14 protein-coding genes are annotated in these 14487 nt (G+C 39.2%); 5 read left to right on the top strand and 9 right to left on the bottom strand.

What is annotated here, in order from left to right:
• Nucleotides 1-14: 14 nt before the first annotated feature.
• Together NSQ44_RS15600 and NSQ44_RS15605 are read right to left on the bottom strand one after the other, a co-directional pair.
• Nucleotides 15-1166 carry a restriction endonuclease subunit S gene (locus NSQ44_RS15600; protein ID WP_340857549.1) on the bottom strand — a complete coding sequence of 384 codons (1152 nt, stop codon included), beginning with the start codon at nucleotides 1164-1166 and terminating at the stop codon, nucleotides 15-17.
• Between the two features lie 8 nt (nucleotides 1167-1174).
• Complete coding sequence (locus NSQ44_RS15605; protein ID WP_340857552.1) at nucleotides 1175-2635, bottom strand: type I restriction-modification system subunit M; 1461 nt, start codon at nucleotides 2633-2635, stop codon at nucleotides 1175-1177.
• A 595-nt stretch (nucleotides 2636-3230) separates the two neighbouring features.
• Between NSQ44_RS15605 and NSQ44_RS15610 the strand changes: the two genes are divergently transcribed.
• The 4 genes from NSQ44_RS15610 to NSQ44_RS15625 are packed head-to-tail and all read left to right on the top strand — an operon-like array spanning nucleotide 3231 to nucleotide 4878.
• On the top strand, nucleotides 3231-3392 hold the full coding sequence (locus NSQ44_RS15610) for a hypothetical protein (RefSeq protein WP_340857553.1): 162 nt from the start codon (nucleotides 3231-3233) through the stop codon (nucleotides 3390-3392).
• Between the two features lie 6 nt (nucleotides 3393-3398).
• On the top strand, nucleotides 3399-4073 hold the full coding sequence (locus NSQ44_RS15615) for a recombinase family protein (RefSeq protein WP_340857554.1): 675 nt from the start codon (nucleotides 3399-3401) through the stop codon (nucleotides 4071-4073).
• Entirely contained in the window at nucleotides 4067-4405 is a 339-nt protein-coding gene (locus tag NSQ44_RS15620) for a recombinase family protein (RefSeq protein WP_340858284.1), read from the top strand. The genes NSQ44_RS15615 and NSQ44_RS15620 overlap by 7 nt, the downstream gene beginning before the upstream one ends.
• Nucleotides 4384-4878, top strand: coding sequence for a hypothetical protein (locus NSQ44_RS15625; protein WP_340857555.1), 495 nt, complete (start codon nucleotides 4384-4386; stop codon nucleotides 4876-4878). Before NSQ44_RS15620 ends, NSQ44_RS15625 begins: the two co-directional genes overlap by 22 nt.
• Nucleotides 4879-4912: 34 nt before the next feature.
• Here NSQ44_RS15625 and rlmD read toward each other — a convergent pair whose 3' ends face one another.
• From rlmD to NSQ44_RS15650, 5 genes are all read right to left on the bottom strand, one after another.
• Nucleotides 4913-6301: a 23S rRNA (uracil(1939)-C(5))-methyltransferase RlmD gene (gene rlmD, locus NSQ44_RS15630; protein ID WP_340857557.1), complete on the bottom strand. Its 1389-nt coding sequence runs from the start codon at nucleotides 6299-6301 to the stop codon at nucleotides 4913-4915.
• Nucleotides 6298-7188: a DNA-3-methyladenine glycosylase family protein gene (locus NSQ44_RS15635; protein ID WP_339210373.1), complete on the bottom strand. Its 891-nt coding sequence runs from the start codon at nucleotides 7186-7188 to the stop codon at nucleotides 6298-6300. The genes rlmD and NSQ44_RS15635 overlap by 4 nt, the downstream gene beginning before the upstream one ends.
• 59 nt (nucleotides 7189-7247) lie before the next feature.
• Nucleotides 7248-8045, bottom strand: a complete 798-nt coding sequence (gene pdaA, locus NSQ44_RS15640) for a delta-lactam-biosynthetic de-N-acetylase (protein ID WP_327856984.1) — start codon at nucleotides 8043-8045, stop codon at nucleotides 7248-7250.
• A gap of 123 nt (nucleotides 8046-8168) precedes the next feature.
• Entirely contained in the window at nucleotides 8169-9713 is a 1545-nt protein-coding gene (locus tag NSQ44_RS15645; protein WP_094244479.1) for a fumarate hydratase, read from the bottom strand.
• 146 nt (nucleotides 9714-9859) lie between these two features.
• A complete protein-coding gene (locus NSQ44_RS15650; protein ID WP_340807874.1) occupies nucleotides 9860-11023 on the bottom strand; it encodes a pyridoxal phosphate-dependent aminotransferase in 1164 nt (387 codons plus the stop codon).
• 87 nt (nucleotides 11024-11110) lie between these two features.
• On the opposite strand from NSQ44_RS15650, the gene NSQ44_RS15655 reads away from it, so the two are divergent.
• Complete coding sequence (locus NSQ44_RS15655) at nucleotides 11111-11893, top strand: carbon-nitrogen family hydrolase (RefSeq protein WP_311066503.1); 783 nt, start codon at nucleotides 11111-11113, stop codon at nucleotides 11891-11893.
• 66 nt (nucleotides 11894-11959) lie between these two features.
• Here the strand turns inward: NSQ44_RS15655 and mtnA are convergent, their stop codons facing one another.
• Nucleotides 11960-13021 carry an S-methyl-5-thioribose-1-phosphate isomerase gene (mtnA, locus tag NSQ44_RS15660; protein WP_340857561.1) on the bottom strand — a complete coding sequence of 354 codons (1062 nt, stop codon included), beginning with the start codon at nucleotides 13019-13021 and terminating at the stop codon, nucleotides 11960-11962.
• Nucleotides 12981-14258, bottom strand: coding sequence for an S-methyl-5-thioribose kinase (gene mtnK / locus NSQ44_RS15665; protein ID WP_340857562.1), 1278 nt, complete (start codon nucleotides 14256-14258; stop codon nucleotides 12981-12983). Before mtnK ends, mtnA begins: the two co-directional genes overlap by 41 nt.
• Nucleotides 14259-14487: the final 229 nt, after the last annotated feature.

A 14487-nucleotide genomic window follows, 5' to 3' on the forward strand; every position in this document is an offset into this window, starting at 1 on the left:
CCACCTCCCTTTGATTAAAGGTTAGAAACTTTTTCTTCTGTAAATAATTCGCCTTTGAAAGCGCGTTGCATAAGTGATTGGAAATTTGTATCTAAAATCGCTAGACTCTTTTTTAACATTTCTTTTTGACTATTGATTTTCAAAATAATTTTTTTGAATTCTTCCTGTGATTCTATCGTAGGTTTGTTAACTTTATATTTGTCAAAAAACTGTTTAGGTACACGTTTTTGACCAGCACTTCCGGTCATGTTTTTCTCAGCTTGCTGACGAAATTTGGGTAATGTTGTTAAATAATATAGCCATTCACTTGTAATTCCTTCTTTTGGTCTTAAAACATGGAATTCAGTTGAACCGAACCCGACTTCATTGGTTAAATTTTTCGCAATAGCACCTTTTCCATTTTCCATGCAAGGTGTAATTTTTGCAAAAAGAACATCGTTTTCCTTAAAATAAGTAAATCCTTTATACACTTCACCAAGATTACGGGTTTCAGACAAATCAATTTCTCCGTTTTCTGAAACATTTGCCATGGGAATAAAAGAAACAATCGTATCCTCTTTTAAGTCAGCTACCTCTCTTTTCGGAGGATTTATTTCACATAACTCACTTAAAGGTAACTTTTCTCCTTGAATTGAACCAAACATCTCCAAAAACACACTTTGCGTTAATTGGTCTAATGCTTCAATTTGGGCTTTGCGTTTGTCGATGAGTTCTTGGGCTTTGTCTAATGCATTTACAATTTTATTTTGAGTACTATAATCAGGAATTTTAACTTCTATTTTCTCTAATGCAGACTTAGTTAGTTTACCTCTTGTTGTCCCTGTAATATGTTTACTTAGATCAGCATAGTTTAAATAGTAACATAAGTACTTAACATTAACGTTTTCTTTTGCTACTAACACATGAGCATGGTTATTTACCCAACACGGTTCATTCATGATGTAAGCACACTTTTCTCTAAATCCCCAACTTCCTCCGTCTTCTGCTATACATAGAATTTCTTGGTCGAAAATGAATTCATCAATATAGTCTAACACTCCATTTGCACCACAATATGGATATAAACCTTTCTTTTTTAGAGATTTTCTTTCTAACTCATTCAAGGGCTTTCTTTTATTATCTAAATTAATAGTTAAATCTTTTAGTTTAACCGTCTCAAATCCCATGTTACACACTACCCTCTAATCATTTCTTTCAATTCTTGTAATCCCTGCATAATCTCTTTTTCCAACGCTTCCACTCTTTCAAGTATCATACTCGGCGCTTCATACTCCACTTCTTCATATTCAATCTCTTTATATTTATTTATCGACAAATCATATTCGTTTTCCCGTATTTCTTCAATCGGTACAAAGAAGGATTGTTCTGTCCGTTTCCGTTCTTTTTCTGCTTCTAAATTATTAAACCGTTCTATAATATCTGGTATATCATTTTCTTCAATCTGTGTACGTTTGTCGTCCAATGAAAATCCGTCTGCTTTCATATCATAGAACCAGACATTATCTGTACCACCTGCACCGGTTTTTGTGAAAATCATAATCGCCGTTGAAACTCCTGCATATGGTTTGAAGACCCCACTTGGCATTGAAATAATGGCTTCCAATTTATGGTTATCAATGATTTCTTTTCGTATCGTTTTATGTGCTTTTGAACTTCCAAATAACACACCGTCTGGAACAATGACAGCAGCTCGTCCACCCGGTTTCAAGATACGAATAAATAAGGATAAGAATAATAATTCGGTTTTCTTAGTTTTGGCAATTTTCAATAAATCATTTGAAACTGCTTCATAATCTAATGAGCCTTTAAATGGCGGATTAGCGAGTACCAACGTATATTTTTCTTTATCTTTATTAATTTCAGAAAGGGAATCCCTATAGTCAATATTCGGATTATCGACACCATGTAGCATCATGTTCATGGCACCAATACGTAGCATTGTCCGGTCCATATCATTTCCGTAGAACATGGTATTATGGTAATGTTCTTTTAAGCCTTGAACAAGAAACATATCATTGTGATGTTTACGTAAGTATTCGCTTGCAGCAACTAAAAATCCAGCAGTCCCCATTGCAGGGTCAATAATAATATCCTCTGGCGTTGGTTTCATGAGTTCAACCATCATTTCAATAATATGTCTTGGCGTACGGAATTGTCCATTTGTACCAGACGTTGATAATTTTGACAGTAGATACTCGTATAAATCCCCTTGTACATCCCGATCATCTAATGGTAGATTGTCAATTCCATCAACAATTTTTGCCAACATATTCGCTGTTGGGATTAAAAACATCGCATCGCCCATGTACTTGGAGTATGCTGAATTATCTTTCCCATGTAAATTTTTAATGAAAGGAAAAACTTCATCGGAAACAACACGATACATTTCTTCTGGGGATCCGAGCTGTTTAAAACGGTGCCAGCGCAAGTGTTGTTTATCTTCTGGAAAGATCCCTTCAAATGGTATTCCTAGAACTTCCGCTTCTTTCTCTTTAATTGTTTCTGCTTCATCTAAACTTTTTATAAATAAAAGATAAGTAAATTGTTCGATAACCGTTAATGGATTCGTAATTCCACCTGTCCAAAACGTTTCCCATATTTTATCAACTTTATTTTTAATTTCCCCTGTAATCATCTAACTTCCTCCTGCTGCATCTAATATATCTTCATTATACCTATTTATCTTATTTTATTAAAAGGATAATCATGGAGACCTATAACTATTTACCCAATTGATTAATCCAAAATATCTTAAAAAATTTTAAAATCCTATTAAAATACATTGAATCGATAAGTATAATGTTTCAGAACAAATCGGTTAATCAAAAAATCAACTAAAAAATTCCTTTTTCCTCTTCAAATATGAAAAAACGAAGATACAATGCTTTATGCAAAACGAAAAATACAAATAAAAAAGGAGAAGAAAAATGATTAACAACCAAGGAAATCTAAAGGGATTTCTCTATATAAGAGTGAATCATCCATCAAAACTTTCAACAGAAGAACATTCACAGCTAACTAATTTCTTATTTGAGTATAGAAGAAATCGTTACAATGGAAAGGGAAATACCTATAAACATCGCATTGAAGAATATTTGTCAAAGTCAAATAAATAGTGTAAGCCGAAAAAAAGCGAGAACCGCAGAGGTTACGTAACCATTCACATTGTTGGTTATGTAATTCTGCGGATTTTTTTATATTGGAAAATTATAAAAGGGAGAGCGATAATCATGAATAGATCAGAAAACACCGTTGAGCGAATTTTTGCAGATACTTCGCTCACCTTCATGGATGTTATAAATTCAATTATTGATCATAAAATTGAAGAACTCGTCAATAATGCTAGTAAGGTAAACACTGCTACATCTCAAAAAGACGAGAAGGGAGTATGATTCAAAATGAGATGTGCAGTATATGTTCGTGTTTCTACCGATAAAGAAGAACAAAAAGATTCCTTAAAATATCAGCAAGAACTGTTTTATAATTATATAGCGGAAAAAGGTTGGGATATTTACAAATTTTATATTGACGTTGAAAGCGGGACGACGGCAAAAAGAGAAGAACTTCAAAAACTTATTGAAGATGCTCAGAATAAGGAGTTCGATATCATTCTTGCTAAAGAGTTATCACGTCTTGCCCGCAATGGAGAGTTATCCTATAAAATCAAAAACTTATGTGAAAACCAAGGGATTCACATCATTACATTAGATAATGCAATCAATACATTAACAGGGAACACTCATATGTTTGGCCTTTATGCATGGATGTATGAACAAGAATCTCAAAACACGAGTAATCGTGTGAAAGAGACATTAAAGACTCGAGCAAAAAATGGACTTTTTAAAGGTTCGAATCCTCCATATGGTTATGAAGTAAGAGATGGAAAATTGTATATCCGAAATGATGAAACACCAAATATTGTTAGACGAATTTTTAAAGAATATTTGGAAGGAAACGGACGACAAAGTATTGCAAGACGGCTATATAACGAGGGAGTTCCAACCCCTGCTCAAATAGCTGGAAAAGCAAACGCAGGAGATAAGTGGCATGATTCTACCATTAATGCATCTTAACAAATCCCCATTACGTTGGGGATCTTGTTCAAGGAAGAACAACGACAGTAAGTGTAACAAGTAAAAGAAGAAAAAACGTTCCTAAAGAAGAACAATTTATTATCAAAAATGCACATGAGCCAATTATATCTAGGGAAACGTTTGATGCTGTCCAAAATCAATTAGAGCAGAGAAGAAAATATATTACAGCACCCAAGATACATCTGTTTACTAATGTCCTCTTTTGTGCCGATTGTGGTACAGGTATGTGGTTCCGAAGCAATCGAGACGGATACATTTGTGGGGCTTATGCGCGTCATGGAAAAAAAGCTTGTACCGCCCACACGATATAAAAGAGGATTTTTTAAAAGAAACAATTCTAAATGACATAAAATCTTTAATTCATCAAATGGACAAAGAGCAATATATAAAGAAGATGGAGAGAAAATCGAAAAGTACAAAATCGGATTCTCAAAAGCAAATTAATAAGATTAACAAACAGATGGATGTTTTAAAAAATCGAAAAAGGAAATTCATCAACCTGTTAGCTGACGGAATTATCACACATGAAGAATATCAAGAGAGTATTGAAGTAACGAACAAGTATTTAACTAAATTAATGGAACAGAAAAATGAACTTCTTTCATTGATGGAAAGCGAGGATGTAATCGAAACGATTGAAAAGCTTAAAAAGGAATTACTTCAATTCCTAAATTTCGATGAATTAACCGAGGATATTCTCCATCGACTGATTAATCGAATCGAGGTAAAAGAGGACGGTACACCAATAATTCATTACCGGTTTACCACACCAAAAATTGAATAGAGGCAAGAGAGAAACCTTATCTTGCCTCATTTTTTCATTTTAAAACGATCTGCGAAACGCACTCCACATGCGCCGTGTGCGGGAACATGTCGACGGGCTGGATGTATTCGACTTTGTACAAGCTGGAAAGAAATTGAATGTCTTTTGCCAGGGTGGACGGATTGCATGAGACGTAAACGAATCGTTTTGGCTTCACTTTTTTGATTGTTTTGAGAAACGCTCGGTCACAGCCGGTGCGGGGAGGGTCGACGACGACAACATCTGGGCGCCAGCCTTCTTTTGCCCATTTTGGCATCCATGTTTCTGCTTTGCCTGTGACATATGTTGCATTTTTGATCCCGTGTTTTTCGGCGTTTTTTTTCGCGTCGCGGATGGATTCTTCAATGACATCCATTCCTCTGATTTCTGCTGCATCCTTTGCCAGCCACAAGCCGATCGTGCCGACGCCGCAATAGGCATCTACGATTTTTTCGCTTCCTGTTAAACCTGCTGCTTTTTTGACTTCGTCATAAAGTTTGACCGTTTGCACCGGGTTAAGCTGGAAAAAAGCGCGGGCGGATAGTTCAAAGGAAAGGTCGCCCAATGTTTCTTGGATGACTTCTTCACCTTTTAACAAAACCGTTTTGTCGCCGAAAATCAGCGGTGTTTTGCTTCCATTTATATTTTGCATGACTGATTTTACTTCCGGCGCGCGCTTCATGATCTCCGCTGCAATCAGTTCTTTTCGCGGCAATTCTTCCGCTTTTGTAATGAGGACGACTTGCACATGGTTCGTCTGAACGCCGGCGCGTACAACGATTGTGCGAACGATGCCCGTCCGTTTTCGCTCATGGTAAATCGGAATGTGAAAATCCTCCAGTACTTGTTTTACCGTTTGGGTAATTTTATCTGTCAGCGGGTGCTGAACCATGCAAGAGTGAATTGGAACAAGCTTGTGTGAATTCGCACCATACAGGCCTGCTATCACTTGCTGTTTTTCATTTCCGAGCTGAAATTGACTTTTATTGCGGTAATGCCAAGGGTCGTCCATACCGATTGTCGGACGGATGTCGAGGGCGTCAACCTCGAGGTTCGTATGGCGCTCAAGCGCTTGAATGACAATGTCCCGTTTGGCAGCAAGCTGCTGTTCATATTGCAAATGCTGCAATTGGCAGCCTCCGCATCGGTCATAATAGATGCAGGGCGGTTTCACACGATGAGGGGATTTTTTCCGTATTTTTTTAATAACGGCTTCTGCATAATTTGGTTGAATATTCTCTGCTTGAACGACCACTTCTTCCCCGGGCAAAGCTCCCGGGACAAAGACGACTTGTTTCTTAAAATACCCGACACCTTCTCCGTTAATGCCAAGCCGCTTAATGGTCAGCGGAAATTGCTGTCCCTTTTGAATCGTCACAGATGCCGATCTATTTTTTATCTTCATTTCGCTTCTCCCCGTCTCTTTTCGATGCTTCGCCATAAATAAAAAGCTGCATAGCTTAAATAAGGAGCCCACTCGCGGCTGTAGTTTTCCATTTCTTCTTTTGTCGGTTTCGTTTCCAGTTGAAAATAATGCTTGATCGCGTTTTGCAAGCCGATATCAGCAGCAGGAAACAGATTCGGCCTGCCCAGCCCAAATAAAAGAAAATTTTGCACCGTCCACGGGCCGATGCCGCGCACTTGAACCAATTTTTTCATAATGTCATCATCGCCCCATTCATGGAAGGCATGAAGCGGCAGTGCTCCTTCTGCAATCAGTCTGGAGGTATCAATAACATATTCCGCTTTTCTCATGCTGAATTTCAGCGCCCGCAAATCCTCATAATTCAATTTGGCTACTGTTTCCGGTTTTGGATAAAACCATACATTATCTACTTGAAACCCAAAAGTTTGCACAAAAGCGGTCGTCAACTGATAGGCAAATGATAAATTTAATTGCTGATGAATAATGCATTTCATTAAACAAGCATACGGATGAAAATCTAACACGAGCGGCGTCCCTTCATGCTCTTGAAAAAGCGGAGCAAGGTTGGTTTGCAGGAAATGATCTTGAATGGTTTTAAGCGAATTCTTCCATTGAAATATGCGTGTCAGCTCATGGATGGCTCGTTCTTTTTGTTCATCCTGTTCCCCTGATATTTCAAATACTGGGTTTTCCTTCGTTCCGATTGCTTTTACAGCGGCAACAAAAGGTTCTTCTTTTTCACTATAAAGAGGAACAAGGACGGTTCGCTTGTGCACGTCCACCTTGTTCAACGGATCAAGTGAAAGGCGCTCTAACACGCGGTCGAAGTCATACGGCGGCGCCGCTTTTATCGTCACATTCCACATGTTTTTACCGACCTTTATCGTATTTTTTCGGAGCTATTATATCACATAATCCGCTTCTATTAATAAAGAAATGGACTTTCAAACATTTTCTCCATCACTAGATCGTCTAAGCTTTTAAAAGTATAGCCTTGCTGTTTTAAAGTTTTAATCGCTTCATCAAGCGCATCAGCGTTGTCTTTTGATACGGTGTGCAGCAAAATGATCGCGCCCGGATGAATTTGATTGATAATGTTGTCGTATGCATATCGCCAGCCTTTTTGTTCATTCACCTTCCAGTCGACAAATGCAAGCGACCAAAAAATATTGCGATAACCGTATTTTTCGGACAATGCAAGTGTGCGTTCGCTAAAAATGCCCCTTGGCGGTCTCACATATACTGTTCCTTCTTGGCCTGTAAGCTCCTTTACTTTGTCGCTGACGGCATCAAGCTCCTTCTTTATTTTATCAGCACTGATTGTCGTCATATCAGGGTGGCTCCATGAATGATTGCCGACAATATGCCCTTCCTTCACCATTCTCTTTACAAGATCAGGGGCTGTTTTTAAATAATGGCCTGTTACAAAAAACGTCGCATGTACATCGTGCTTTTTCAGTACGTCCAAAATTTTCGATGTATAGCCGTTTTCATAGCCATTATCAAACGTTAAATAAATCTCTTTTTTGCTGGGATCTCCTAAATAAAACGCTCCATATTTATTTAAAAGTTCATTCCATTCTTTCCCGGCATCAGGAGGCTGATGATTATTGTTTTTTTGAAAACCCCAATGAATCGGGTGATTGCTGACAGCAGCAGAGGCGCAGCTAAAAAAAGAAAAAAATAACAAGACAGAGCAATATAAAATCCGGAAATAATTCAAGCTGTGAATCTCCTTTCCATTATTTTTACTATTAGTCTTTATCCGTTTTTAGGAATTATGCTCCATCTTGATTTCAAAAAAATACCATAGCCAATCATCTGGCTATGGCATTGAGTTTAATATTTAGCTAAATACCGGCTCTTTAAATTGAGAAAGCTTTTCTAATGACGATTTTTCAATGTCTTCATGCAGGCTGTTGCCGTGTGAATCCATTGTGACAACGGCCGTGAAGTCTTTTACGCGCAAATGCCACATAGCTTCTGGAATTCCAAACTCCAGCAAGTCAACACCTTCAACCGCTTCGATGCAATCCGCATAATATTGAGCAGCACCGCCAATCGCATTCAAGTATACTCCGCCATGCTCTTTTAAAGCTTGCAGCGTTTTTTGCCCCATGCCGCCTTTGCCCATTACCGCACGGATGCCAAATTTTTTCATAATATCCCCTTGATAAGGCTCTTCGCGAATGGAAGTGGTCGGCCCAGCCGCTTTCACTTCCCAATTGCCGTTTTCATCTTTTAACATGACAGGTCCGCAGTGGTAAATAATTTGACCGTTTAAATCAACCGGCGCATCATGATCCATTAAATATTTATGGATGGCATCCCTTCCTGTGTAAATGATTCCGTTGATGCGAACAACGTCGCCGACTTTCAGCTCGCGGATTTGTTCTTCTGTAATTGGCGCTTGCAGCGTGATGACACGTCTTTCAGAGTCCGTTGATGCTAAATGTTCTTCTTGTGCAGCATTTTCTTGAAAATCAACATCTTCTCCATCTTGATAAAGCCATTTTATGATTTCACCCGTATTTGGATCGATATGCACACCTAAACGGCGGAATGCCCAGCAGTTGTATGCGACAGAAACAAAAAAGCTTGCAGGGATTCTGTGCATTGCGCCGACTTTGCAGCCTAATAAAGTGGTTTCCCCGCCAAATCCCATCGTTCCGATGCCAAGCTTGTTCGCATTTTCCATAATATATTCTTCCAATTGCCGCAATTCTTCGTTCGGATTTACGTCATCGACTTCGCGGAATAATTGTTCTTTCGCTAAATCGTACCCCGCTGAACGGTCTCCACCGATTCCAACTCCAATGAATCCTGCGCTGCATCCTTGGCCTTGTGCTTGATATACCGCATGCAAAATACATTTGCGGATTCCATCCAAATCTCTCCCGGCTCTTCCCAATCCTTCTAGTTCGCACGGCAGGCTGTATTGAATATTTTTGTTTTCGCAGCCGCCGCCTTTTAATATTAAGCGAACATCGATATAATCTTTTTCCCATTGTTCAAATTTTACGACTGGAAGCCCTTCGCCCAAGTTATCGCCGGAATTTTCTCCAGTGAGCGAATCGACCGAGTTCGGGCGAAGCTTCCCGTCCTTCGTCGCTTGAGCGATCGCTTTTTTTATTGTTTCCTTTATTTGAATTTGATTGATACCGACTGGCACTTTAATTTTAAATGTCGGCAATCCGGTATCTTGGCAGATCGGCGATACATTTTCATCTGCCATTTTAATATTTTCGGTTATCGTGGCAAGCGACATCGCAGCTCTTGTACCAGCATTTTCACGCTGCTTCGCCTTCAAAATAGCGCGGCGGACATCCTTCGGCAATTTTGTAGACGTTTCCACAATTAATTGATACATACTCTCATATAATTTTTCCATCCCGCTTATCCCCCTTACATTCAGTCAAAAAACTCCCACTTAACACAATTTTTATTATACTTCTTTTAATTTTGATTGGAAAGGCATTCACGTGCTGATCATTTTTTAGGGGGATAAGGAGAGTGTTTCAACATTCATTGCAGCAGTTAAAAAAGGTTCAGCTTGCGAATTCTATCAACCGCTTCTAAAAGCCTGCTCTCATCAACTAATAAACCAACGCGTATGTATCCTTCTCCATATTGCCCGAAGCCGTTTCCTGGCGCAACGGCGACATCTGCTTTTTCAAGCAAATAATCGGCAAACTCTTCGCTAGTAAAACCTTTCGGAACAGGGAGCCAGGCAAAAAATGACCCTTTCGGAGCTTGAGCGTTCCAGCCAATTTGCTGAATAGCATTGATAAACGTATTTCGGCGGTTTTCATAAAGGGAGACAAGCTCCTCTACACACGACTGATCGCCTGTTAATGCGGCAACTGCTGCTAATTGTATTGCTGGAAAAAGGCTGCAATATAAGTGATCTTGAATAAGATTAATACTTTCAATGATATTCTGGTTCCCTACAGCAAATCCAACGCGCCAGCCGGCCATATTGTAGGTTTTCGACAATGTGTACATTTCAATGCCGATGTCCTTGGCTCCTTCCGCTTCAAGAAGGCTGGTCGGTTTTTTGCCGTCAAAGCCGATCGCACCGTACGCAAAATCATGGACAACGGAAATTCGATGCTTCTTTGCAAACGTAACCGTTTCCTCAAAAAACTTAAGATCGGCCGTTGCTCCTGTCGGATTGTTCGGGTAGTTTAAATACATCAATTTTGCCGCTTCTTTATCCTCCAACGGAATGGCGTTGTAATCAGGTAAAAACCGATTTTCTGCCAACAGCGGGAACGTTTTAAATTGAGCCCCGGCTAAAACAACGCCTGATAAATAGTCTGGATAACCCGGGTCGGGCAATAGCATTAGATCTCCTTCATTTAATAGGCACATCGGCAATTCAACAAGTCCAGTTTTCGTACCGAATAAAATCGCCACTTCTTTTTCCGGATCTATATCGACTCCGTATTGTTTCTTATAATATTCACTAGCCGCATGTTTTAACTCGATCAGACCTGAAAATGGTGAATATTTATGTGTTTTCGGGTCTTCTGCTGCGGTTTGCAGCGCTTTGACGATATGCGGGGGAGTCGGCTGGTCAGGATTTCCTTGTCCTAAATTAATAATATCTCTTCCTTCGGCTACAGCGTTATTCACTTTTTTCACAAGGGCAGAGAAAAATTGTGTTGGAAGCTTTTTTAAACGTTCTGAAATCTCCACTCTAATCCACCTTTTTTTATAAAAATAGTTGAAATTATTATAAAAATTCTATAGTCTTTATATAAAAATGTCTAGGGGCTGAAAATCATGAAAGTTGCTTGTATACAAATGAATATCATTTTAGGCGAACCGGACCAAAACTATGAAATCGCTCAAAAAAATATAATAGAAGCAGCAAGCCATCAAGCGGATACAATTGTTTTGCCTGAAATGTGGAATACAGGATACGCCCTTGATCAGCTTGATGAGCTTGCAGACAAAAATGGAGAAAAAACAATTGAGCTGCTGACATCCCTTGCTAAAACATATCATGTCAATATTGTCGGCGGTTCAGTTGCAACGAAAAAAAACGGACAATTTTTTAATACCATGTACGTTGTCGACCGATTCGGAAATATCACCGCTGAATACGACAAAGCCCATCTGTTTAAATTGATGGATGAGCATAAATTTATGAGTGCCGGCCAAAAAGTAAATATATTTGAGCTGGACGGCATCACTTGCGGTGGTGTTATTTGTTATGATTTGCGTTTTCCGGAATGGATTCGCACCCATGCATTAAAAGGTGCAAACATTATGTTCATTCCTGCCGAATGGCCGAAAAAGCGAATTGACCATTGGCAATTGCTTCTCCAAGCACGGGCAATTGAAAATCAAATGTTTGTTGTAGCAGTAAACCGGGTCGGAGCGGATCAAAATAATGAATTTAATGGACACTCAATGGTCATTGCCCCTTGGGGCGAGCTTCTTGTTCATGATCAAACAGATGCAGGAATTTTTTACGCCCAACTGGATCTTCAAGAAATTGACCGTGTAAGAAAAACCATTCCTATTTTTCAAGACAGACGTCCGGAATTATATTTCGAATAAAATTTTACACCCCTTAAAAGAATGTGAAAGCATTCCCTTTTAAGGGGTTTTTGTATGAAAAGGCAATTAAACGCTTTTCATTTGTTTTAAACTTTTGGTAAAGGGTGGATAGGCAATCCCTTTTTCTGTAATAATTGCCGTAATGAGTTCATGATCGGTCACGTCGAATGCCGGATTATATGTTTGCACATTTTCCGGCGCCATCGGTTTTTCATACCATTTTGTCGTGATCTCCTCTGCTTTTCTCACTTCGATCGGTATATGTTCCCCTGTCGGACAATCTAAATCGATTGTTGAAAGCGGAGCACAAACATAAAACGGGATTCCATAATATTTTGCTAAGATTGCCACTCCGGAAGTTCCAATTTTATTGGCGGTATCTCCGTTTGCGGCAACTCGATCACACCCGACTAAAACCGCTTGTACTTTTCCCTCCTTCATCACAATGGATGCCATGTTGTCACAAATTAACGTTACATCCACACCAGCTTCCTGCAATTCCCATGCAGTTAGACGTGCACCTTGAAGAAGCGGTCTTGTTTCATCTGCAAAAACTTTGAAATGGTAGCCTCTTTCTTGGCCTAAGTAGATGGGTGCTAACGCAGTCCCATATCTCGCCGTCGCAATTGTTCCTGCATTGCAATGGGTCAGAAGACCCCAGCCGGGTTTTAATAATGACAGGGCATGCTCCCCGATCGAATAACAGACTTGCTCATCCTCATTACGGATATGTTCTGCTTCTTCCTTCAGTGCGTATTTAATTTCCTCGATGCTTTTGTCTTTTTCTACTTTCAGTCTATCCTCCATGCGATCTAAAGCCCAAAATAAATTCACTGCAGTCGGCCGCGATGAAGCCAAATACTGTTTGATTTTTTGAAAATCATCCAAAAGCTGTTCATAAGTCGACGCTTTTGATTGCTTCGTGCCTAAATAAACACCGAATGCAGCAGCAATTCCGATCGCAGGCGCTCCTCTAACCTTCAGATGGTAAATGGCTTCCCATATTTCTTCTGGAGTAGAAAGATGCAGAAATACTTTCTCATTCGGCAGTAGCGTTTGGTCGAGTATGATCACCGTATTGTTTTCATCATCCAGTTGTACGGATTGAATGGCTTTTACTGCTGTCATAAAACTTTTCCCCTTCAATAAATTTGCGGACACTTTGTAATAAAACATTCACAAAGTCGTCGCCTGTACGAATGTTTGCACGTTCAAGAATAAAGGTTTTACCAGCTGTTAAACAAATTTTTTCAGCCAAAGCTCGGGATTCTTTATTTTCAATTGACGTGATGTCTTTTACATGGGCGATCCCAATAATTCTTCTGCATAATTCAAGTCCGGCAGCGGCTGAGGCATCCTCAAGGATGGAATTTAAATACCATTCTTTAAAACCAGGTGCACTTGCAGTTCTTTCTTTTATATTCTCATCCCAAGCATGTAAAAATTTTTTTGTAAACAGTTCTATTACGTCTGAGATTGTTTGTTGAATATATTGCAAGTAGTCTTCCTTTGTTTCTTGATCTTCAATTGTAAAGCTTGCATTTACATAGGCGAAAAAAAGGTTTGCAATCACATTCCCAATATCGAACCCAGCAGGTCCATAAAAAGCAAACTCAGGATCGATTATTTTTGTTGAATCTTCCTTTATAAAAATGGAACCGGTATGAAGGTCGCCGTGGAGGAGGGACTGTGCTTTTGTCATAAAATCAAACTTCAGTTTAGCTGTTTCCAATGCAAGCTTTGAATCATTCCAAATTTCTTCGCGGATGAATTCTCTCGTTTCTGGAAATACATCATTTTGCTCACAGTCGTAAAAAGGTTCTGTATACACGAGATCTTCTGTTATTTCACATAATTCTGGGTTTGTAAATTTTTGCACCAATGCTTTCTTCTCTTTATGATCGATAACGGCATCTGAAGTAAGCAATAAGGTGTTGACAAGAAACGTTGTAATATGATCGGCAAACAAAGGAAATTTTTTATGTTTTAAAAGAGCTGTCCTCATAATTTCATGGTCAGATAGATCATCCATCACACAACAATTCATAATCGGATCATACGAATAAACCTTAGGTACAAATCCAGGCGCTAATTCCCCTTGCAGCTTCAATGCTTCGCTTTCAATCCGATTGCGATCTGGCGAAACTTTAAAGGCGTCTGAAATACGCGCAACCGGACCAGCTTGTTTAATAATGACAGACTGGCCGCTATTTTGATCAACGACTCGAAATACATAATTTAAGTTGCCATCGCCAATCTCTCGGCATTCCAATTCTGCGTTTTGTTCAAAAATATCGAGTTTTTTCTGTACATATTCGATGACATCTTGCTCAGTCATCGTAAAATATGTTGTAAAATCCTTCAAAAAAATTCCCTCCTCTATCTTTGTTTGTCATAAAGCGAAAAAAGAGTCTTTCATAATATCCATTCACAATATGGGGACGACATTATTACAAGACCACTTCGTCACCTGCTTGTAAAAGCCGATTTCGGCAAATGCTCCAAATGGATTCGGATTTCTAGATCCAAAGCAGCCGCCGCATCCATTAAATAGAGGGGGCTGTCTAATAAGTCGATTTTCCGGCTTATAGACG

The sequence above is a fragment of the Aeribacillus sp. FSL M8-0254 genome (assembly GCF_038008845.1).
In the GTDB taxonomy this organism is placed as follows: domain Bacteria; phylum Bacillota; class Bacilli; order Bacillales; family Aeribacillaceae; genus Aeribacillus; species Aeribacillus composti.

Excerpts from the sequence above, each read along its gene's own strand:
- NSQ44_RS15610 (WP_340857553.1), top strand. The coding sequence starts at position 3,231 with ATGAATAGATCAGAAAACACCGTTGAGCGAATTTTTGCAGATACTTCG.
- NSQ44_RS15635 (WP_339210373.1), bottom strand. The coding sequence starts at position 7,188 with ATGTGGAATGTGACGATAAAAGCGGCGCCGCCGTATGACTTCGACCGC.
- mtnA (WP_340857561.1), bottom strand. The coding sequence starts at position 13,021 with ATGACAGCAGTAAAAGCCATTCAATCCGTACAACTGGATGATGAAAAC.
- rlmD (WP_340857557.1), bottom strand. The coding sequence starts at position 6,301 with ATGAAGATAAAAAATAGATCGGCATCTGTGACGATTCAAAAGGGACAG.
- NSQ44_RS15605 (WP_340857552.1), bottom strand. The coding sequence starts at position 2,635 with ATGATTACAGGGGAAATTAAAAATAAAGTTGATAAAATATGGGAAACG.
- NSQ44_RS15645 (WP_094244479.1), bottom strand. The coding sequence starts at position 9,713 with ATGGAAAAATTATATGAGAGTATGTATCAATTAATTGTGGAAACGTCT.
- NSQ44_RS15600 (WP_340857549.1), bottom strand. The coding sequence starts at position 1,166 with ATGGGATTTGAGACGGTTAAACTAAAAGATTTAACTATTAATTTAGAT.
- NSQ44_RS15655 (WP_311066503.1), top strand. The coding sequence starts at position 11,111 with ATGAAAGTTGCTTGTATACAAATGAATATCATTTTAGGCGAACCGGAC.
- NSQ44_RS15615 (WP_340857554.1), top strand. The coding sequence starts at position 3,399 with ATGAGATGTGCAGTATATGTTCGTGTTTCTACCGATAAAGAAGAACAA.